Genomic DNA, 18098 nt, shown 5'->3' on the forward strand with positions numbered 1-18098 from the left:
CGGATAATAACGGGAAATCTCATGACGCTGCTTAACCCCTACTTCGGCGAATTTGGTGGCCAGTATGTGCCGCAAATTCTGATGCCGGCCCTGAAACAACTGGAAGAAGCCTTTGTCAGCGCCCAGCGCGATCCGGCATTTCAGGCGGAATTTATCGATCTGCTGAAGAACTACGCAGGCCGCCCGACGGCGCTGACGCTGTGCAAGAACCTCACCGCCGGCAGCAACACCAAGCTTTATCTGAAGCGTGAAGACCTGCTGCACGGCGGCGCGCACAAGACCAACCAGGTGCTGGGCCAGGCGTTGCTGGCCAAACGCATGGGCAAAACCGAGATCATCGCGGAAACCGGCGCTGGCCAACACGGCGTCGCGTCGGCGCTGGCCTGTGCGCTGCTCGGCCTGAAGTGCCGCATCTATATGGGCGCCAAAGACGTCGAGCGCCAGTCGCCGAACGTGTTCCGCATGCGGCTGATGGGCGCGGAAGTGATCCCGGTGCACAGCGGCTCCGCCACCCTGAAAGACGCCTGCAACGAAGCGTTGCGCGACTGGTCCGGCAGCTATGAAACCGCGCACTACATGCTCGGCACCGCCGCCGGCCCGCACCCGTACCCCACCATCGTGCGTGAATTCCAGCGCATGATCGGCGAAGAAACCAAAGCGCAGGTGCTGGAGCGCGAAGGCCGCCTGCCGGATGCGGTCATCGCCTGCGTCGGCGGCGGCTCCAACGCCATCGGCATGTTCGCCGACTTTATCGATGACGCCGGCGTTGGGCTGATCGGGGTGGAACCTGCCGGCCTGGGCATCGAAACCGGCCAGCACGGCGCACCGCTCAAGCACGGTCACGTCGGCATCTACTTCGGCATGAAGGCGCCAATGATGCAGACCGCCGAAGGCCAGATTGAAGAATCCTATTCGATCTCCGCCGGGCTGGACTTCCCGTCCGTCGGGCCGCAGCACGCCTTCCTGAACAGCACCGGCCGCGCCGAATACGTGTCGATCACCGACGACGAAGCGCTGGAAGCGTTCAAGGCGCTGTCGCGCCATGAAGGCATCATCCCGGCGCTGGAGTCCTCACACGCCCTGGCGCACGCGCTGAAAATGATCCGTGAAACGCCGCAGAAAGAGCAGATCCTGGTGGTCAACCTGTCCGGCCGCGGCGACAAAGACATATTTACCGTTCACGACATTTTGAAAGCTCGGGGAGAAATCTGATGGAACGTTATCAGCAACTGTTCACGCGTCTGGAAAGCAGCAAGGAAGGCGCCTTCGTCCCGTTCGTGACGCTGGGCGATCCTAACCCGGCGCTGTCGCTGCAGATTATCGACACCCTGATCGAAGCCGGCGCGGACGCGCTGGAGCTGGGCATCCCCTTCTCCGATCCGCTGGCGGATGGCCCGACCATCCAAAGCGCGACGCTGCGCGCCTTCGCCGCCGGCGTCACGCCGACCCAGTGCTTCGAGATGTTGGCGGCCATCCGCCAGAAGCACCCGACCATTCCCATCGGCCTGCTGATGTACGCCAACCTGGTGTTCCATAAAGGCATCGATGCGTTTTACCAGCGCTGCGCCGAAGTGGGCGTGGATTCGGTGCTGGTCGCCGACGTGCCGTTTGAAGAGTCTGCGCCGTTCCGCGCCGCCGCCGCGCGCCACGGTATCGCACCGATCTTCATCTGCCCACCGAACGCCGATGACGATCTGCTGCGTGAAATCGCCTCGCACGGCCGCGGCTACACCTATCTGCTGTCGCGCGCCGGGGTGACCGGCACCGAAAGCCGGGCTCAGCTGCCGCTGCATCACTTGGTGAACAAACTGCGCGAGTATCACGCCGCGCCGCCGCTGCAGGGTTTCGGCATCTCCGAACCCGAGCAGGTGAAGGCCGCGCTGCAGGCCGGGGCCGCCGGCGCGATCTCCGGCTCGGCAATCGTCAAAATCATCGAACAGCACCATGCCAACCCGGCGGAGATGCTGACCAAGCTGGCGGCCTTCGCCAGCAGTATGAAGCGCGCCACCCGGGCGTGATCCTCTCCAGCGAGCGCCCCGCCGGCGCTCGCTTTAACAGCTTGTTTCCCCTCAAAGTTTATTCCATTTATTTACAGCAAAAATTTGAACAAACTCAGGTCTTGTCTCACAATGAAGTTTGTTCGCTATGCATTTCTTCGTTTGATTTGGGGAATGCGCTCGCTGCGGCGAAAAACCGTAGCGAATTTCAACCATAACATTGCATGGAGAGTAATTTATGAAGCTGTTTAAAACCCTTTCAGCCTTGTGCATGGCAGCCGTTGTGGCGGTCGCGGTGAGCGCTTGCGCGCCGACGGCAAAATCAGAGGGAACGGGCGGTTATATCGATGACACCGTAGTCACCACCAAAGTGAAATCGGCACTGTTGGCGGATAAAAACATCAAGTCGCGCGAGATCAGCGTGGAAACCTTTAAAGGTCGCGTGCAGCTGAGCGGCTTTGTGACGTCCAGCGATGACGCCAACCGTGCGGTGCAGGTCACACGCGGCGTGGCCGGTGTGAAATCGGTTGAAAACGTAATGCAGATTAAATAATACCGACACAGGGAGGCGCAACGCCTCCCTGATTGCGGCCTTCATCAGAAGCGATAACCCGCCCCGAACATGAACACCCACGGATCCAGACGCGTATCGAAGCTGTGGTGCCCGCCATTCGCATCGTTGAAGCGAGTTTTGGTTTCGATGTTCATCCACCACACCGACATGTTCAGCATCCAGTGTTCATCCAGGTTGTAATCCAGGCCGGCCTGCGCCGCCACACCCCAGGAGTCTTTCAGGTCGAGATTGCTCAACCCGGCGCTTTTGCCGTAGTCGTTGAACTTCTCGTCGAAGAAGGTGGTGTAGTTAACGCCGACGCCCAGGTAAGGACGCAGTTTGTCCTGCTTGTCGCCGAAGTAGTATTGCGCCATCAGCGTAGGCGGCAATTGGTGAACGGTCGCCAGATCGGTGCCGCCCAGCGTAACCTTGTGGCGGAATGGCGTTGCGGCCAACAACTCAACGCCGATGTTGTCCGTCACCATATAACCGAAGGTCAGACCGAGCTGGGTGTTGTTTTTCGCATCCAGCGAACCCAACCCCAATACGTTGTCCGAACCCGCATTTGGACGCACCGTTGCGGTGCCCGCGCGGAACAGGAAATCACCGGCCTGATGCGCACTTGCCAACATAGGCGCCATCATCGTCGCCAATACCACCAGAGTTGTCTTTTTCATTATCCATTCCATTTGTGTGGTTAATCACTCGAGGGGGGAATATACCTACTTTCGGGTATTTGTGATCCCATCGAGATCACATCTTATGTGTAAAAATTTAAAATCCCACTAAAAACAAGGTTACCTAACCGCTTAATAAATCAAGGATTGATCTGCATCAAAAAATCGATTTTGTTGCAAATTATCTACATGTTCAAATTTCGGTTGCGGAGAAAAATGCGGCTGAGGTAATTTCATTTTCCGTGTTGGTTTTGGTTGGTGCCGTAAGGAGTCGGTGGGCAATCAAGATGAGCGAAATCCTTAATCCCTGTGTCAGCTGCGGCGCATGCTGCGGTTATTTTCGAGTGTCATTCTATTGGGCCGAAGCCGAAGACGGCGGCGGCACCGTTCCCCTTTCCTTAACGGAGCCTTTGAGCCCGTTCCTGCGCTGCATGCAGGGGACCAACAGCAAGTCCCCCCGCTGCAACGCGCTGGACGGCGAGATCGGCAAAGCCGTGTCCTGCTCGATCTACCTCAATCGGCCCAGCCCGTGCAGAGAGTTCGATCAGTCCGGCGAAAACGGCCTGCGCAACGAAGCCTGCGATCGCGCCCGGGAACGCTACGGGCTGCCGCCCCTGCCGGTGCCCCTGCCGCTCTCGCTGCCTGAGACGACGATCGTTGAAGAAATAGGCGTAGTGCAATTCGCGGGGTGCCACAGCGGCGTGGAACAGGGTACAATCACCCACTGATTTATCTCTGTTTTCCCGACGCCAAGGAGTCTGCATGCCTATCACGGCCAACGCTTTGTACCGTGACAGTTTTAACTTTTTACGCAACCAACTGGCCAGCATCCTGATGCTGGCGCTGTTGACGGCGTTTATCTCCGTGCTGCTGAATCAGGCCTTCAGCCCCGATGCCGAACAGTTGGCGACGCTCGCTGCCACCACCAGCGATTTCGCTTCGTCTACCGGTATGGGCATTCAGGAAGTGATCCAGCAGATGACGCCGGAACAGCAGATGGTGTTGCTGAAAGTGTCGGCGGCCGCCACCTTCTCCGCGCTGGTCGGCAACGTGCTGCTGGTCGGCGGGATGCTGACGCTGATCCGTCTGGTGTCGCAAGGGGAACGCACCAGCGCCCTGCGCGCGCTCGGCACCTCGGCGCCCGATCTGCCGCGTCTGCTGCTGCTGCTGTTTATCTGCACCCTGCTGATCCAGCTCGGCCTGACGCTGTTTGTGGTGCCGGGCGTGCTCATGGCGATCGCCTTCGCGCTGGCGCCGGTGATCGCCTCCGTCGATAAAAAAGGCGTGTTCGCTTCGCTCAAGCTGAGCAGCAAGTTGGCCTTCGCCAATGCGCGCGTGATCGTGCCGGCGATGATGCTGTGGCTGGCGGCCAAGCTGCTGGTGCTGTTTTTGGTGAGCCATCTGTCAGTGCTGACGCCGAACGTCGCCAGCGTGGTGTTGACCGCGTTGAGCAACCTGGTGTCTGCCCTGCTGCTGATCTACCTGTTCCGCCTGTACATGCTGCTGCGCGGCTAACGCCGACGCAACCAAAACCCAAGGGGCACGCTTCAGCGCGCCCCTTTTTATTTACCCCACCGTGGCGGCTTCCGCCTGCTCCTTACTCTGAATCAGCTTCAGCGCCAGATACAGGTCCGGCACCAAAATCAGCTCTTTGTCGCGCCCTAAGCGGTTGATACGGAACCAGCGCGTCAGCTCGGTGCGGCGCCCCGCCAGCACCAGCTTAACATTACGCTGTAACAGGTCGCGTTTCAGCTCGTCGATGGCCGCCAGCACGCTGATATCGGCATGGGTAAAACTGGCTACCGCATCCACCACCACCCAGCGCGGCTGGAACGGCGTGCCGTCGACCAAATTGAGAATACGGCGTTTGAAGTACGCCACGTTGAAATAGGTCAGCGGCGAATTGAAGCGATACATCATGACGCCAGGTACCGCCTTCACCCCATTGTTGTTGCCCATGGAATGGATCATGCCTTCGTCGTTGACGCCCAGCAGCTGCTCCGTCGGCCGGAAGACGGTGCGCAGAAACTGCATCAGCCCCAGCAACACCGCCAGCCCGATGCCGCTGATCACCCCCACCAGCAGCACGCTGAGGAAGGTAAACAGCGCCAGGCGAAACGCCTGCGCGTTGCGGCGGCGCAAAACCCAGATGCCGCGAATGTCCAGCAGCGACCAGGCCGCATACATCAGCACCACGCCCAATCCTGCCACCGGAATAAACTGCAGCGGCGCCATCAGGAACAGCAAGACGAAGGCGATGACCGCAGCGGCGATGACCGACACCAGCTGGCTCTTGCCGCCGTTGGCGTCATTCACCGCGGTGCGCGAGTCCGCACCGCTGATGGCGAAACCCTGCGACAGCGCGGAGACGATATTCACCAGCCCCAGTGCACGAAACTCGGCGTCGGCGTTCACCTCATAACCGTTCTTGGCGGCAAAGCTGCGGGCGGTGAGCATCATGCTGACAAAACTCACCACCGCCAGGTTAAGCGCCGGGATCACCATGTCGCGCAGCAAGCCGGGCTGGAAGTCCGGCCACTGGACGATCGGCAACACGCCGCTGAAACCGCCCACCGTCACCACGCCATGCAGCTGCAGGCCGCCGGCCCAGGTGACGAACGCCGCCAGCACGATGGCAAACAGCGGTGCCGGCCAGTTAGGCCGCCATTTTTTAAATCCGAGCAGCGTCACCAGCGTCAACAACGACACCGCCATCGTCAACCAGTCGCTGTGCAGCAGGTTGCCGGGCAGCGCGTAGATGCGCTCGATCAGCTGCGCCGGGCGCACCGTGAATCCCAACACCTTGCCGATCTGATCGACGATGATGGTGATCGCCACCCCGTTCAGCAGCCCGCTGAGGATCGGCCGCGACAGCAGATCCGCCAGCGCCCCCAGCTTGAACCGGCTGGCCAGCAGGCACCAGCCGCCCATCATCGCGGTCATCATGATGGTCAGCTGCCAATGGCGCTCCATATTACCCGCCGCCAGCGGCGTCACCACCGCGGCGATCACCGCACAGGTGGCGGCGTCGGGCCCGACGATCAGCTGGCGCGACGAGCCGAACAGCGCATAGGCCACCATCGGCAAGATACAGGAATAGAGCCCCACCACCGGGCTGACCCCGGCCAGCTCGGCATAGGCGATGGCCACCGGCAAGGCGACGGCGGCGACGGAAAGGCCGGCGCGAATATCCGGCTTGAGCCAGCTGCGTTGATACCCCAATAAATGCGTCAAACCCGGCGTCAAGGCCTGGAGAGATTTCCACTGCATGCTGTTTTCCGCGGTAAATTATCTGGTTATTATGACACTTACTATGCGGCCTGCGGCCCGCACTGGCAATGTGCCCGCGCTTTCTTGCGTAAGTTTATGCAAATTCCTGCTTTCGCGGCAGAAATCCGCCGGCCAAACGCCGATAATCGGCAACGCCCGGCGGTACACAGAGCTCGCCGAATCCGGTATAGTCGGCCGATGAACAGATGATGGATTGATTTATGAAGCAGTTTCTTGATTTCCTCCCGCTAATTGTCTTTTTCGCTTTTTACAAGCTGTACGACATTTACGTCGCTTCCGGCGCGTTAATTGTCGCCACCGCGCTGGCGCTGGTGTTCACCTGGGTGAAATACCGCAAGGTCGAGAAGATGACGCTGATCACCTTCCTGATGGTGCTGGTGTTCGGCACCCTGACGCTGGTGTTCCACAACGATTTGTTCATCAAATGGAAGGTCACGGTGATTTACGCGCTGTTCGCGCTGGCGCTGCTGATCAGCCAATGGGTGCTCAAAAAACCGCTGGTTCAACGCATGCTGGGCAAAGAGCTGACGCTGCCGGACAAAGTGTGGAGCAACCTCAACCTGGCCTGGGCGGTCTTCTTCCTGGCCTGCGGCCTGGCGAACATCTATGTCGCCTTCTGGCTGCCGCAAAGCGTCTGGGTCAATTTCAAAGTCTTTGGCCTGACGGTGCTGACGCTGGTCTTCACCCTCCTCAGCGGTATCTATATTTACCGGCACATGCCGGAAGAACAGAAAAAATAGTTACAAAATTGTTAATGCCTGCGGCGCTTGCCGCGGGCAGTATGATGTTATTCCCTCCTTTTAAAAGCAGACTGCTATGACACAACAACGACCTTTACCCAGCGGCGAGCTGGTGCTGCGCACGCTGGCCATGCCGGCCGATACCAATGCCAACGGTGATATCTTCGGCGGCTGGCTGATGTCGCAAATGGACATCGGCGGCGCCATCCAGGCAAAAGAGATCGCCGAAGGGCGCGTGGTGACCGTGCGCGTGGACGGCATGACCTTCCTGAAACCGGTGGCAGTAGGCGACGTGGTTTGCTGCTATGCGCATTGCATCCGCACCGGGCGCAGCTCGATCACCATCAATATCGAAGTGTGGGTCAAGAAAGTCTCTTCCGCGCCGATCGGCCAGCGCTACCGGGCGACCGAAGCGGTGTTCACCTATGTGGCGGTCGATGCGGAAGGCAACTCGCGCGCGCTGCCTGAGGGCAAAATGAATTTCCGCGTCGGCTTCGAAGAATAAGCCGGCGGCTGTACCGCAAATGCAAAAAGGGTCGCCGAGGCGACCCTTTCTTTTTGGGTGGTGACCGAACTCAGTTCACTTCGGTCGTGCCGTTCAGCTTGAAGCGGATGGTGACGGTACGATCTTTCGCTTCTTTGGCCTCATAGCGCCATTTACGCATCGCCTGCTTCACTTCACGCTCGAACATATTGCGCGGCTCGGCCGACAAGATGCGCACGTTGCTGACGCGCCCGTCGCTGTCGATATCGAACTGTACCCGCACGTTGCCTTCGATCTGCAAAGCCTGGGCCCGCGGCGGATAGAGCGGATTGGCGCGGCTGATCGGTCTTGGCCCGACTTCGCGCGAGTTGCCCTGCACCGGCGCGGCAGGCGCCTGTTTCACCGGCGCTTTATCGATCGGTTTGGCCGGTGAATCGTTGTTGAACGGCGACGGCTCGCGCGGCTCAACCTTCTTCGGCTCCGGTTTAACCTGTTTTTCGACCTTCGGCTTCGGCTTAGGCTTCGGTTTCGGCTTGACCGGCTCGGGTTTCACGATCGCCTTCGGCGGCGGCTCCACGATAGGTTCCGGTTCTGGCTCCGGCTCAGGTTCGACCTGCGGCGGCTCCGGCTCGGCCGGCGCCGGTGGCGGCGGCTCGGCCATCGCGGCGGTGTTGACCATCATGACGCTGATCGGCGCGTCCTCTGGCTTCGGCAGCTCCACCACTTCTTTTACCGAAGCGTAAAGCAATCCCGCCACCAGGGCGCTGTGCAGGCCTACGGACAAGACGAAAGGCACGGATATACGGCGATTAAGGAACATCTTTTTTAGCGGCATAATGATTCTGTTTCCTCTGGTTCGCCAAGTTTAAATGCAAATAGCAATCATATTCAATAACGAAAGGCAAACTATCGCTTTAATCGTCAGTCTGCGCGGCTAAAACCAGCAAACTCATAAGGATATTAACCTCACCGTTGCTTTTTTATCGCCGGAACAACACGCTTCATTAACGTTTGGCCGGGCGTCAAAAAATAAAAAACCCGCCGTAGCGGGTTGATTGCGGTGATTAAGCGTTATTCTTCATCACCATAGTAAAGCACGCCCAGCTTAATCAGCGGCCGCCCTTGCGCCTTGCGGTGCAGGTTGGTGTCGCGCAGCGAATAGACGCAGCCGCAGTATTCCTGCTGATAGAAGCGTTCGCGCTTGCTGATCTCTATCATGCGCGACGAACCGCCCTTCTTGCGCCAGTTGTAATCCCAGTACACCAAATCGGGATATTTTTCCGCTGCCCGGATGCCGCAGTCGGTGATCTGCTGCATGTTCTTCCAGCGCGAAATGCCCAACGAGCTGGAGATGGTGTCGTAACCGTGCTCATGCGCATACAGCGCCGTGCGCTCGAAACGCATGTCAAAACACATGGTGCAACGAATCCCGCGCTCCGGCTCATTCTCCATCCCCTTGGCGCGGGCGAACCAGTTGTCGGTGTCGTAATCGGCATCGATGATCGGCACCCCGTGCTGCTCGGCGAAACGGATGTTCTCTTCCTTGCGCAGCAGATACTCTTTTTGCGGGTGAATGTTAGGGTTATAGAAGAAAATGGCGTACTCGATCCCGGACGCCTGGATCGCTTCCATCACCTCGCCGGAACAGGGCGCGCAGCAAGAGTGCAGCAGCAGTTTACTTTTGCCCGCCGGCAAATCGAGTTTTTCCCTTACCAGTTCCGTCATATCCTCACCTCAATGGCATATCAGTTTAAGCGCGCCGCACTATACGAATAAAAAGTAGCGGCTTCAAGGCATAAGCGCCAATCCGCCGGGAAATTCGCCGCGCACCGTTCCCCTGCCGCGCCTTTTGCGCTACCTTGGTAGCACCGTTTTATAGCCATGATTTTAAAGGTGAAACATGCTTTATCTGATCTACGCGCAAGACGTCCCCAACTCGCTGGAAAACCGTCTGGCGGTGCGCCCGGCACACCTGGCGCGCCTGCAGGCGCTGCGCGACGCCGGCCGCCTGGTGATCGCCGGCCCTAACCCGGCCATCGACAGCAACGATCCCGGCGCCGCCGGCTTTACCGGTTCGACGGTGATCGCCGAATTCGAGTCGCTGGCGCAAGCCCAGGCCTGGGCGCAGCAGGATCCCTATATCGCCGCCGGCGTCTATGCCGACGTGACGGTGAAGCCGTTCAAGCAGGTGTTCTGATCTCCAGCCCTCCCAATACCGGGAACGCCCGTTCGCGCGCCGTTCCCGGATCAATGCGTGCTCTCACCCTAACCCGTCGGTAGAAAAAATGCCCTCCCTCCAGGGGCTGTCGCGTCGCCTGCCTATACTCTTCTGAACACGCGGCATCGCCGCGAACTCAGGAGATCGACCGATGCGACTCGACGTACACGCCCACCTGTGGAGCACAGAGTATCTGGATCTTTTGCAAGCGCATGGCGTGCATGAAGTTGCCGCCTATCGGCACCTGGGCGTTGGCCGCACCGAGCGCGAGCTCGACGCGCGTTTCGCCCTGCTGGATAAAGCCGGCATCGACATGCAAATCCTGTCGGCGACGCCGCTGTCGCCGCATCTGGAAGACGAGCAGGCGGCCGTTGATGCCGCGCGCCGGATCAATGATGAATATGCGGAGCTGGTAGCGCGTTATCCCACCCGCTTCCGGGCTATCGCTTCCTTGCCGCTGCCGCATATCGACGTTGCGTTACGCGAGCTTGAAAGGGCCTTTACCCAGCTCAATATGCTGGGCGCCTGCATCACCACCTCAGTGCTCGGGTTGTCTATCGCCAACCCGCTGTTCGAGCCGCTCTATCAGGAACTCAACCGCCGCCACAGCGTGTTGGCCATTCATCCCGCCGGCCGCGGCGCGCACTCGCCGCTCATCGCCGACTACGCCTTGACCTGGTCGATCGGCGCGCCGATCGAAGACACGGTCGCCGCCATGCACTTTATCCTCAACGGCATCCCTCAACGCTTTCCGGAGATGAAAATCATTGTGCCGCATCTGGGCGGCCTGCTGCCGATGACGCTGGAACGCCTCGACCAGACCGTCGCGTGGGAGGCGCCGAATACGCCGGAACCCCCAAGCCGCGCCGCCCTGCGCATGTGGTACGACACGGTAGGCCACAATCAGGTACCCGCGCTGCAAGCGGCGGCAGCGACGTTCGGCGCACAGCGGCTGCTGTTCGGCACCGATTTTCCGTTCCAACCGGGCGACCTGTTTCAAACCACGGTAGACTACATCCGGCGAGCGGGTTTGCCGGAGGAAGAGGTGAACGCCATTTTGGATCGCAATGCGGCAGCGCTGTTTGGGCTGGGTACAAACTGACACGTCAAGGCTCAGTGAACCCCTGTGCCGCCCATCAGGTGTCGTGCGCCGCGTTATATGACCAGTTTTCCCCGCACCACCACCTTGCCCGGCTTGATCTCGGGGTCGGCAATGCGGCGGATCGCCAGATTCAACGCTTGCCAGGCGATCTCTTGCAAATCGTGTGACACGCAGGGGAAATGAAAACCGTAGATCTCGGCATGTGAAACCTCATCGATGCTGAACAGCGACACGTCCTGCATCAACGGCAGCCGATGTTCGATACAGGCCTTGATAATACCCAGGGAGATCTGGTTATTGCAGCCAACGAAAAAGTCCGGCGCGCGGTTATTGGCCAGCCAACGGCTCGTCTCTTGCCAGGCGACATCCATAAAGAAATCGGCATACAGCACTTCAAGCGACGCCACCTTGCCTTGTAATGCCGCTTGCAAGCCAGTGACCCTGTCACGCGCCACGTTGGAATTTTCCGGCCCGGAGACCACCACCACCCGCTGCGCCTTCTGTTCCAGCAGCCAGCGCCCCGCCTGGAGGCCGCAGTCCAGGTTATCGATATACACCCCGCTGCAGTGGCGATTGTCCAGCTCCCGGTCGATCAGCACCACCGGAATATTCAAGGTTTCCAACCGTTTTAGGTAGGAAGGCTGGTACAAATGATCGTTGGAAATGACCGAGAGAATGATCGCATCGACGTTGTAGCCAATCAGTTTGTCGATGATTCTGTCTTCGCTTTCCTGAGACTCATAGGAGTCGAACACCAGGGTGTCGTACCCCATTTTTTGCGCTTCAAGCGTCATCAGCCGCGTCAGGCCGCCAAAGAACGGGTTGGCCATATCAGGGTTGACGATGCCGATGGTTCTGCTGCTTTTTGCCCGCAGGTTGCGCGCCGCGGCATTGACCACATAGCCGAGCTCGGCAGCGGTCTCCCGAATGCGGCGCAGCGTTTCCGGATGAACCTTGTCCGGCTGTGAAAATGCCCGCGACGCGGTGATTTTACTGACGTTTGCCTGTGCGGCGACGCTAGCCAGCGTCGCTTTCCGTCCTCGATCCCCTGCCAAATGCAGCTCCTTAGCCTTAAGGTATCATTTTGTATCATTTTTAGCATCATGACAGAACTTGGTTCATGGCGCTAATGGTTTACGCCGGCAAGACGATTAATCCGGGGATCGGTAAAAATATCCAGCTCATCACGGCTCTCGGAAGAAAACTCGGACACCACGGCGCCCTGCTCGCCAGCCTGGAACCAGTGCCGGGTATTGGGCGCGATGGTATATTGCTCGCCGGGCCGCAAAAGGATATAGCGATTGCAGGTATACCACGGCTCCGCGCCCTCGGGTACCCGGCATACCGGTTCGCCGCCGGCGTCATTAAGCGTCAGGTTTTCATCATCGACAAACAGGAACACCGCGCCCCAACGGCAGCGGAAAGTCTCTTGCTTGCCGGGCGTGCCGGCGAAAGGAGGATGCAAATGTTCCGGGCAGGTTTGCCCCGGAAACAGCACCAGCTCTTTCGCACAATACCGGGGTGAGTTGACGTAGGTCAGCAGCTGCAGCCCTGACGCGGGATAGTCGGCCAGGCCAAATGTTGCAATTTCAATACGTTGCTGCTCTTCATCGGTCAGGACAATGTCCGCCTGGCGCAAATATCCCAGCGTAGCGGCTCTGGCGCTTTGGTGTATCTTCATCATTTCCCCCTGCAAAGTAACGGTATCGATATCAACGCGCTGATATTAAAACCGTCATTGCCCCGCCGATTTTGTGATCGCTATCCCCATATTGAATAACAACCCACCAGCAAAATTAACCCCCGTCGAGTAATTCCAACATTGATCACAGTTTAACCACTCGCTTTGGCCCAATATCGCCTCACTAAAATGATACCGTTACCATAAAAATGATTCACCAGGAGGCCATATGAAAGCATTAGTGTTGGCGAAGGCGGGAGAAATCGCTATCGAGGACGTCCAGCTTGCCGAGGCGTTGGGGCCCGATGATGTACAGATAAAAATTCATTCCGTAGGCATTTGCGGCAGTGATGTGCACTATTACCAGCATGGCCGCATTGGCCCGTTCGTGGTTAACGCCCCGATGGTGCTCGGCCATGAAGCCTCCGGCGTGGTGCTCGCGACAGGTAAAAACGTCACTCACCTCAGCGTCGGCGATCGCGTTTGCATGGAGCCCGGCATTCCCGATCTCAACTCTGCCCAGACGCGCGCCGGTATTTACAACCTTGACCCGGCCGTTCGCTTCTGGGCGACGCCGCCGGTGCACGGCTGCCTGCGCGAAACCGTCATCCACCCTGCCGCCTTCACGTTCAAATTGCCGGACAACGTCAGTTTCGCTGAAGGCGCCATGGTGGAACCCTTGGCCATCGGCATGCAAGCGGCCACCAAAGCCGGGATCAAACCCGGCGATATCGCCCTGGTGATCGGCGCCGGGCCGATCGGCGTGGTCACCGCCCTCGCGGCGCTGGCGGGCGGCTGCTCGGACGTCATTATTTGCGACCTGTTTGACGAGAAACTCGCCGTGGCGGCCAGTTACGAGGGGCTGCACGCCGTCAATATCAAAACCGGCGACCTGGCGGGGAAAGTGGCCACGCTCACCAGCGGCAATGGCGCCGATGTCGTGTTTGAATGCAGCGGCGCAAAACCGGCTATCGCAACGCTGGCCGAACATGCGGCGCCAGGGGCGACCGCGGTGCTGGTCGGCATGCCGATCGATGCCGCGCCGCTGGATATCGTCGCCGCGCAGGCCAAGGAAATCACCTTCAAGACCATTTTCCGCTACGCCAACATGTACCCGCGCACGCTGCGGCTGTTGAGCAGCGGCAAGTTGCGCGTCCAGCCGTTGATAAGCCAAACCTACAAGTTCTCCGACAGCGTGGCCGCCTTCGAGCGCGCGGCGGCGGGACATGCCTCGGACATCAAAATCATGCTGGAGATGGAGTAATCCTATGACGCTCTATGCTGGCATAGACTGCGGTACGCAAGGCACGAAAGTCGTGATTGTCGACAGCACACAGGGCGCGATCCTCGGTGAGGGCAATGCCCCTCACCGTCTCATCAGCCAAGCCAATGGCCGGCGCGAACAGGAGGCCGACTGGTGGATTGAGGCGTTGGTCATCGCTTTTCGCCAAGCCGTGACTAACGCCGGCGTTGATGCGCGGGAGATTCATGCTCTGGGGGTATCGGGCCAACAACATGGGTTTGTGCCGCTGGACGCAGACGGCAACGTGCTGCACAGCGTCAAGCTGTGGTGCGATACCGAAACCGCGGAAGAAAACGCACGGCTCCTGCAACAGCTCGGCGGCGCCAACGGCTCGCTGGAAACGCTCGGTTTGCGGCTCGCCACCGGCTATACCGCGTCAAAAATCCTTTGGTTCAAGACGCACCATCCGGCGCTGTGGGCAAAACTGCACACCGTGCTGCTGCCCCATGACTACTTGAACTTCTGGCTGACCGGGGAGCGCGTAGCGGAATATGGCGACGCTTCCGGCAGCGGTCTGTTCGATGTGCGCACCCGTAGCTGGAGCAAAACCGCCGTCGAGCTCATCGATGACAGCGGCCACCTGTGGCAAGCTTTGCCGTCGCTCAAAAGCGCGGAGTGCTGCATCGGCACGGTGCGCCCCGCCGCGGCGGAAAAACTCGGCCTCGGCCCAACGGTGCGGGTATCGACCGGCGGCGGCGACAACATGATGGCGGCCATCGGTTCCGGCAACATTGAGGCCGGCACCCTCACCCTGAGCCTGGGCACCTCCGGCACGCTGTTCGCCTGGTCTGCCGCCCCCGTCGCGGCGGAATCGGACATGATTGCCGGCTTCTGCTCCAGCACCAACGGGTGGCTGCCCTTGATTTGCACCATGAATGTCACCTCGGCCACCACCGCCGTGCAAACGCTGCTGGACGAAGACCTTGCCGGCTTTAACGCGTTGTTGGCGCAGGCCTCGCCCGGCGCAGGCGGTGTCGAGATGCTGCCGTTCTTCAATGGCGAACGCGTTCCGCCGCTGCCCCACGCGCGCGCCAGCCTGCATAACCTCGACAGCGACAACTTTACCCGCGCCAATCTCTGCCTGGCGGTAGTCGAAAGTGCCACGTATGGGTTGCGCTATGGCATCGAGCTGTTTCGCCGTCAGGGCATCGAAGCGCGCGAAATCCGCCTCACCGGCGGCGGCGCCCGCAGCGCCGCCTGGCGACAAATCGTCGCGGACGTGATGGGGTGCCCGGTGGTCTGTCTGAAAGCCAAAGAGACCGCCGCGCTGGGCGGCGCCATTCAGGCGATGTGGGCGACGATGTTGGCCGACGATCCGCGCCGGAACGCCGGCGCGTTGCTGGCCGAACTGTGCCAACGCTTCGTTGCGCTGGATAAGGCCACGCGCACACGGCCAAACGCCGGCAGACAGGCGCAATACGAGACGCTTTATCAACGGTACCTGCAACGCTTGCAGCAGACCTACCCGGAGGTGCAACTGTGACGCAAGATCCCCATACGCCAGCGCCCGCCTACCTGCTGGAGGTCAGCGGCGTCAAAAAAGCCTTTGGCCCGGTCGTGGCGCTCAAGAATGCGGAGTTTTGCCTGCGGCGCGGATCCATCCATGCCCTGTGCGGCGGCAACGGCGCGGGCAAATCCACCTTTCTCAGCATTCTGATGGGCTTTATTCAACCCGATGGCGGTGACATTTTTATCAATGGCCAACGCTGTGAATTTCATCACCCTCGGGAAGCCCTCAACGCCGGCATCGCCATCGTGCAGCAGGAACTGAGCGCGATCCCGGATCTGACGGTGGCCGAAAACATTTGGCTGGGCCGCGAGCCGAGACGCTTGGGGTTCGTCGACTTCGCAACGCTCAACCAGCGCACGACCCGCCTGCTCAAAGAACTCGATTTCAAGATCGACGCCCGAGAAAAAATGCGCAACCTGAGCGTCGCCGAGCAACAGCTGGTCGAGATCGCCAAGGCGCTGTCGCATGCCAATGCCGACATCATCATCATGGATGAACCCACCTCGGCGATTGGCGAAGAGGATGCGCAAAAAATCTTTCAGACGCTTCAGCAGCTGGCGGCGAAAGGTAAAGGCATTATCTACGTCTCTCACCGTTTGTCAGAGATATTCCAAATCGCGGACAGCTACACCATCTTCCGCGACGGCGCCTACATCCATGAAGGCTATATCGCCGACATCACCCGTGAACAGCTGATCGAACACATTATTGGCGGCGAGTACGACAGCGAGTTCGCCAAATTCAATCAGCCCGGCGAAGAGGTCTTGCTGGAGGTCAACAACCTGTGTTGGCGCAGCAAGATAAAAGATATCAGCCTGCAGCTTAAGCACGGTGAGATCCTGGGCATCTATGGGCTGGTGGGCTCGGGGCGCAGCGAGTTTCTCGATCTTATCTTCGGCATTCAGCATGCCGACAGCGGCACGATCCGCTTGGGTGACAAGACGCTAAACCGCCATTCTCCGCGCAAGGCCATCGACAGCGGTATTGCCTACGTGACGGAAGATCGCAAGGAAACCGGTCTGGTGCTGTGCCGCTCCGTCAGTGAAAACATCAATATCGCCTCTTTTGCCGCCATCAGCCGGATGGGGTTTGTCAGCGAGAAACGGGAGCAGGCGCGGACCCGCGACATGATCCAGCGCTTCAACGTTAAAACCCATGATGGCGAACAGCCGGTGGGCAACCTGAGCGGCGGCAACCAGCAAAAGGTCGTGCTGGGCCGCTGGGCGCTGCTGGATCCGGAGGTTTTGCTGCTCGACGAGCCGACGCGCGGTATCGACGTCGGGGCCAAGAAAGAGATCTATCGATTTATGTCGGAGTTCGCCTTGCAAAACAAAGGGATCATCATGGTTTCCTCCGAGCTTTCGGAAATTATCGGCATGAGCGATCGCATATTGGTGTTTCGTGACGGGCAGTTGGCCGGCGAGCTTTCGGCAGCCGATGCGACCCAGGCAGCACTGATGAAACTTGCGGTTTAACAGAGAGAGAAAAAAAATGAGCAGCGCCCACTCCTTATCACCAGGAATTTCATTTTTCACCCGCAATAAGCGCCGCATGCACAAATACGGCATTATCATCGCCTTTTTCGCCCTGTGCCTGACCGTGGCGCTGATTGGCGAATATCAGGTCGCTCAGGGGGCCTGGAGCAGCAACTATTTTCTCAGCAATGAAAACACCCTGATCGTCCTGCGCCAGGTCTCGATCAACGGCATTCTGGCCATCGGCATGACCTTCGTCATTATCACGGCCGGTGTCGATCTCTCCGTGGGATCGGTGCTGGCGCTAAGCGGGATCGTCGCCGCCCGCTTCGCTACCAACAACAGCGGATTGGCTATCGGCGATACCGCGACCGCCGTCATGGCGCCGCTGATTGTGGCGCTCGGTATCGGCATCGTTTGCGGCCTGGTGAACGGCACCGTGTTAGCCCGCTACCGCCTGCAGCCGTTTATCGTCACCATGGGCATGCTCTCCGCGGCGCGCGGTTTAACCATGTTGACCACCAACGGCAATCCGGTATCGCAATTGAACAGCGATTTCCGCTGGTTGGGCAATGGCTATGTCGGCGGCGTTCCGGTGCCCGTCATCATCTTCATCGTGCTGTTCGCCCTCGCCTGGCTCGTGCTGAATAAAACCCTCTTCGGGCGCTACATCTACGCCGTCGGCGGCAACCCGAAAAGCGCGCGCACCTCGGGGATTAACGTCACCCGCATCAAAATACTGGTGTATACGCTGTGCGGCGCGCTGGCCGGCATCGCCGGCCTGATCCTCACGGCGCGCACCGGCTCGGCGCAGACCAACGCCGGTGCTGGGTATGAGCTGGACGCCATCGCGGCGGTGGTGATCGGCGGCACCAGCATGGCCGGCGGCGTCGGTACGCTGGTCGGCACCTTCTTCGGCGTGCTGATTATCGGGGTGATGAATAACGGCCTCGATCTGCTCGGCGTGCAATCGTATTACCAACAGATTATCAAAGGCGCATTGATCGTTCTTGCCGTCTTGCTCGACCCCTCGCGTAAGCAACAGCGCGATTAATAACATCAGACCC

General features: G+C 59.5%; 19 protein-coding genes. 13 read left to right on the plus strand and 6 right to left on the minus strand.

Annotated features, from left to right (window positions below):
- Positions 1-21: 21 nt before the first annotated feature.
- From trpB to ACJ8QI_RS09420, 3 genes are all read left to right on the plus strand, one after another.
- A complete protein-coding gene (gene trpB / locus ACJ8QI_RS09410; protein WP_442532419.1) occupies positions 22-1212 on the plus strand; it encodes a tryptophan synthase subunit beta in 1191 nt (396 codons plus the stop codon).
- Positions 1212-2018, plus strand: a complete 807-nt coding sequence (gene trpA, locus ACJ8QI_RS09415; RefSeq protein WP_038877280.1) for a tryptophan synthase subunit alpha — start codon at positions 1212-1214, stop codon at positions 2016-2018. Before trpB ends, trpA begins: the two co-directional genes overlap by 1 nt.
- A gap of 217 nt (positions 2019-2235) precedes the next feature.
- A complete protein-coding gene (locus ACJ8QI_RS09420; RefSeq protein WP_025303053.1) occupies positions 2236-2550 on the plus strand; it encodes a BON domain-containing protein in 315 nt (104 codons plus the stop codon).
- 44 nt (positions 2551-2594) lie between these two features.
- Here the strand turns inward: ACJ8QI_RS09420 and ompW are convergent, their stop codons facing one another.
- The gene (ompW, locus tag ACJ8QI_RS09425; RefSeq protein ID WP_019452715.1) at positions 2595-3227 is read right to left on the minus strand and encodes an outer membrane protein OmpW; all 633 of its coding nucleotides are present in this window, start codon (positions 3225-3227) and stop codon (positions 2595-2597) included.
- A gap of 287 nt (positions 3228-3514) precedes the next feature.
- Here ompW and ACJ8QI_RS09430 point away from each other — a divergent pair, with 287 nt between their 5' ends.
- On the plus strand, positions 3515-3955 hold the full coding sequence (locus ACJ8QI_RS09430; protein WP_060423779.1) for a YkgJ family cysteine cluster protein: 441 nt from the start codon (positions 3515-3517) through the stop codon (positions 3953-3955).
- Between the two features lie 34 nt (positions 3956-3989).
- Positions 3990-4742, plus strand: a complete 753-nt coding sequence (locus ACJ8QI_RS09435) for a YciC family protein (protein WP_442532420.1) — start codon at positions 3990-3992, stop codon at positions 4740-4742.
- A gap of 51 nt (positions 4743-4793) precedes the next feature.
- Here the strand turns inward: ACJ8QI_RS09435 and ACJ8QI_RS09440 are convergent, their stop codons facing one another.
- Positions 4794-6497, minus strand: coding sequence for a SulP family inorganic anion transporter (locus tag ACJ8QI_RS09440; RefSeq protein WP_442532421.1), 1704 nt, complete (start codon positions 6495-6497; stop codon positions 4794-4796).
- A 221-nt stretch (positions 6498-6718) separates the two neighbouring features.
- Here ACJ8QI_RS09440 and ACJ8QI_RS09445 point away from each other — a divergent pair, with 221 nt between their 5' ends.
- Both ACJ8QI_RS09445 and yciA read left to right on the plus strand, forming a co-directional pair.
- Positions 6719-7258 (plus strand): septation protein A, encoded by a 540-nt coding sequence (locus ACJ8QI_RS09445; protein WP_004932082.1) that lies wholly within the window; start codon positions 6719-6721, stop codon positions 7256-7258.
- 76 nt (positions 7259-7334) lie between these two features.
- Entirely contained in the window at positions 7335-7763 is a 429-nt protein-coding gene (gene yciA / locus ACJ8QI_RS09450; RefSeq protein ID WP_004932085.1) for an acyl-CoA thioester hydrolase YciA, read from the plus strand.
- Between the two features lie 70 nt (positions 7764-7833).
- Here the strand turns inward: yciA and tonB are convergent, their stop codons facing one another.
- Both tonB and ACJ8QI_RS09460 read right to left on the minus strand, forming a co-directional pair.
- Positions 7834-8577: a TonB system transport protein TonB gene (tonB, locus tag ACJ8QI_RS09455; RefSeq protein ID WP_049271333.1), complete on the minus strand. Its 744-nt coding sequence runs from the start codon at positions 8575-8577 to the stop codon at positions 7834-7836.
- Positions 8578-8813: 236 nt separating this feature from the next.
- Complete coding sequence (locus ACJ8QI_RS09460; RefSeq protein WP_025303057.1) at positions 8814-9467, minus strand: epoxyqueuosine reductase QueH; 654 nt, start codon at positions 9465-9467, stop codon at positions 8814-8816.
- 175 nt (positions 9468-9642) lie between these two features.
- Between ACJ8QI_RS09460 and ACJ8QI_RS09465 the strand changes: the two genes are divergently transcribed.
- Both ACJ8QI_RS09465 and ACJ8QI_RS09470 read left to right on the plus strand, forming a co-directional pair.
- Positions 9643-9939 carry a YciI family protein gene (locus ACJ8QI_RS09465; RefSeq protein WP_261424819.1) on the plus strand — a complete coding sequence of 99 codons (297 nt, stop codon included), beginning with the start codon at positions 9643-9645 and terminating at the stop codon, positions 9937-9939.
- A 172-nt stretch (positions 9940-10111) separates the two neighbouring features.
- On the plus strand, positions 10112-11062 hold the full coding sequence (locus tag ACJ8QI_RS09470; RefSeq protein WP_442532422.1) for an amidohydrolase family protein: 951 nt from the start codon (positions 10112-10114) through the stop codon (positions 11060-11062).
- A 53-nt stretch (positions 11063-11115) separates the two neighbouring features.
- Here the strand turns inward: ACJ8QI_RS09470 and ACJ8QI_RS09475 are convergent, their stop codons facing one another.
- On the minus strand, positions 11116-12117 hold the full coding sequence (locus ACJ8QI_RS09475; protein ID WP_060423786.1) for a LacI family DNA-binding transcriptional regulator: 1002 nt from the start codon (positions 12115-12117) through the stop codon (positions 11116-11118).
- Between the two features lie 71 nt (positions 12118-12188).
- Positions 12189-12743 (minus strand): D-lyxose/D-mannose family sugar isomerase, encoded by a 555-nt coding sequence (locus ACJ8QI_RS09480; RefSeq protein ID WP_442532691.1) that lies wholly within the window; start codon positions 12741-12743, stop codon positions 12189-12191.
- A 229-nt stretch (positions 12744-12972) separates the two neighbouring features.
- Here ACJ8QI_RS09480 and ACJ8QI_RS09485 point away from each other — a divergent pair, with 229 nt between their 5' ends.
- The 4 genes from ACJ8QI_RS09485 to ACJ8QI_RS09500 all read left to right on the plus strand — a co-directional run bounded on the left by ACJ8QI_RS09485 (position 12973) and on the right by ACJ8QI_RS09500 (position 18085).
- Positions 12973-14007: an NAD(P)-dependent alcohol dehydrogenase gene (locus tag ACJ8QI_RS09485; protein WP_164268324.1), complete on the plus strand. Its 1035-nt coding sequence runs from the start codon at positions 12973-12975 to the stop codon at positions 14005-14007.
- Positions 14008-14011: 4 nt separating this feature from the next.
- Complete coding sequence (gene xylB, locus ACJ8QI_RS09490) at positions 14012-15529, plus strand: xylulokinase (RefSeq protein ID WP_442532423.1); 1518 nt, start codon at positions 14012-14014, stop codon at positions 15527-15529.
- Positions 15526-17031: a sugar ABC transporter ATP-binding protein gene (locus ACJ8QI_RS09495; protein ID WP_060423798.1), complete on the plus strand. Its 1506-nt coding sequence runs from the start codon at positions 15526-15528 to the stop codon at positions 17029-17031. Before xylB ends, ACJ8QI_RS09495 begins: the two co-directional genes overlap by 4 nt.
- A gap of 76 nt (positions 17032-17107) precedes the next feature.
- Positions 17108-18085: an ABC transporter permease gene (locus ACJ8QI_RS09500; RefSeq protein WP_369819331.1), complete on the plus strand. Its 978-nt coding sequence runs from the start codon at positions 17108-17110 to the stop codon at positions 18083-18085.
- Positions 18086-18098: the final 13 nt, after the last annotated feature.

This window comes from Serratia sp. CY84636 (genome assembly GCF_052166245.1).
Classification (GTDB): domain Bacteria; phylum Pseudomonadota; class Gammaproteobacteria; order Enterobacterales; family Enterobacteriaceae; genus Serratia; species Serratia nevei.

What these genes read in the sequence shown, in the direction of transcription:
- ACJ8QI_RS09500 (WP_369819331.1), top strand. Translation starts at nt 17,108, where the DNA reads ATGCACAAATACGGCATTATCATCGCCTTTTTCGCCCTGTGCCTGACC.
- ACJ8QI_RS09435 (WP_442532420.1), top strand. Translation starts at nt 3,990, where the DNA reads ATGCCTATCACGGCCAACGCTTTGTACCGTGACAGTTTTAACTTTTTA.
- ACJ8QI_RS09420 (WP_025303053.1), top strand. Translation starts at nt 2,236, where the DNA reads ATGAAGCTGTTTAAAACCCTTTCAGCCTTGTGCATGGCAGCCGTTGTG.
- ACJ8QI_RS09430 (WP_060423779.1), top strand. Translation starts at nt 3,515, where the DNA reads ATGAGCGAAATCCTTAATCCCTGTGTCAGCTGCGGCGCATGCTGCGGT.
- ACJ8QI_RS09470 (WP_442532422.1), top strand. Translation starts at nt 10,112, where the DNA reads ATGCGACTCGACGTACACGCCCACCTGTGGAGCACAGAGTATCTGGAT.
- ACJ8QI_RS09485 (WP_164268324.1), top strand. Translation starts at nt 12,973, where the DNA reads ATGAAAGCATTAGTGTTGGCGAAGGCGGGAGAAATCGCTATCGAGGAC.
- xylB (WP_442532423.1), top strand. Translation starts at nt 14,012, where the DNA reads ATGACGCTCTATGCTGGCATAGACTGCGGTACGCAAGGCACGAAAGTC.
- ACJ8QI_RS09465 (WP_261424819.1), top strand. Translation starts at nt 9,643, where the DNA reads ATGCTTTATCTGATCTACGCGCAAGACGTCCCCAACTCGCTGGAAAAC.
- trpB (WP_442532419.1), top strand. Translation starts at nt 22, where the DNA reads ATGACGCTGCTTAACCCCTACTTCGGCGAATTTGGTGGCCAGTATGTG.
- tonB (WP_049271333.1), bottom strand. Translation starts at nt 8,577, where the DNA reads ATGCCGCTAAAAAAGATGTTCCTTAATCGCCGTATATCCGTGCCTTTC.
- ompW (WP_019452715.1), bottom strand. Translation starts at nt 3,227, where the DNA reads ATGAAAAAGACAACTCTGGTGGTATTGGCGACGATGATGGCGCCTATG.
- trpA (WP_038877280.1), top strand. Translation starts at nt 1,212, where the DNA reads ATGGAACGTTATCAGCAACTGTTCACGCGTCTGGAAAGCAGCAAGGAA.
- ACJ8QI_RS09445 (WP_004932082.1), top strand. Translation starts at nt 6,719, where the DNA reads ATGAAGCAGTTTCTTGATTTCCTCCCGCTAATTGTCTTTTTCGCTTTT.
- ACJ8QI_RS09460 (WP_025303057.1), bottom strand. Translation starts at nt 9,467, where the DNA reads ATGACGGAACTGGTAAGGGAAAAACTCGATTTGCCGGCGGGCAAAAGT.
- ACJ8QI_RS09440 (WP_442532421.1), bottom strand. Translation starts at nt 6,497, where the DNA reads ATGCAGTGGAAATCTCTCCAGGCCTTGACGCCGGGTTTGACGCATTTA.
- yciA (WP_004932085.1), top strand. Translation starts at nt 7,335, where the DNA reads ATGACACAACAACGACCTTTACCCAGCGGCGAGCTGGTGCTGCGCACG.
- ACJ8QI_RS09480 (WP_442532691.1), bottom strand. Translation starts at nt 12,743, where the DNA reads ATGAAGATACACCAAAGCGCCAGAGCCGCTACGCTGGGATATTTGCGC.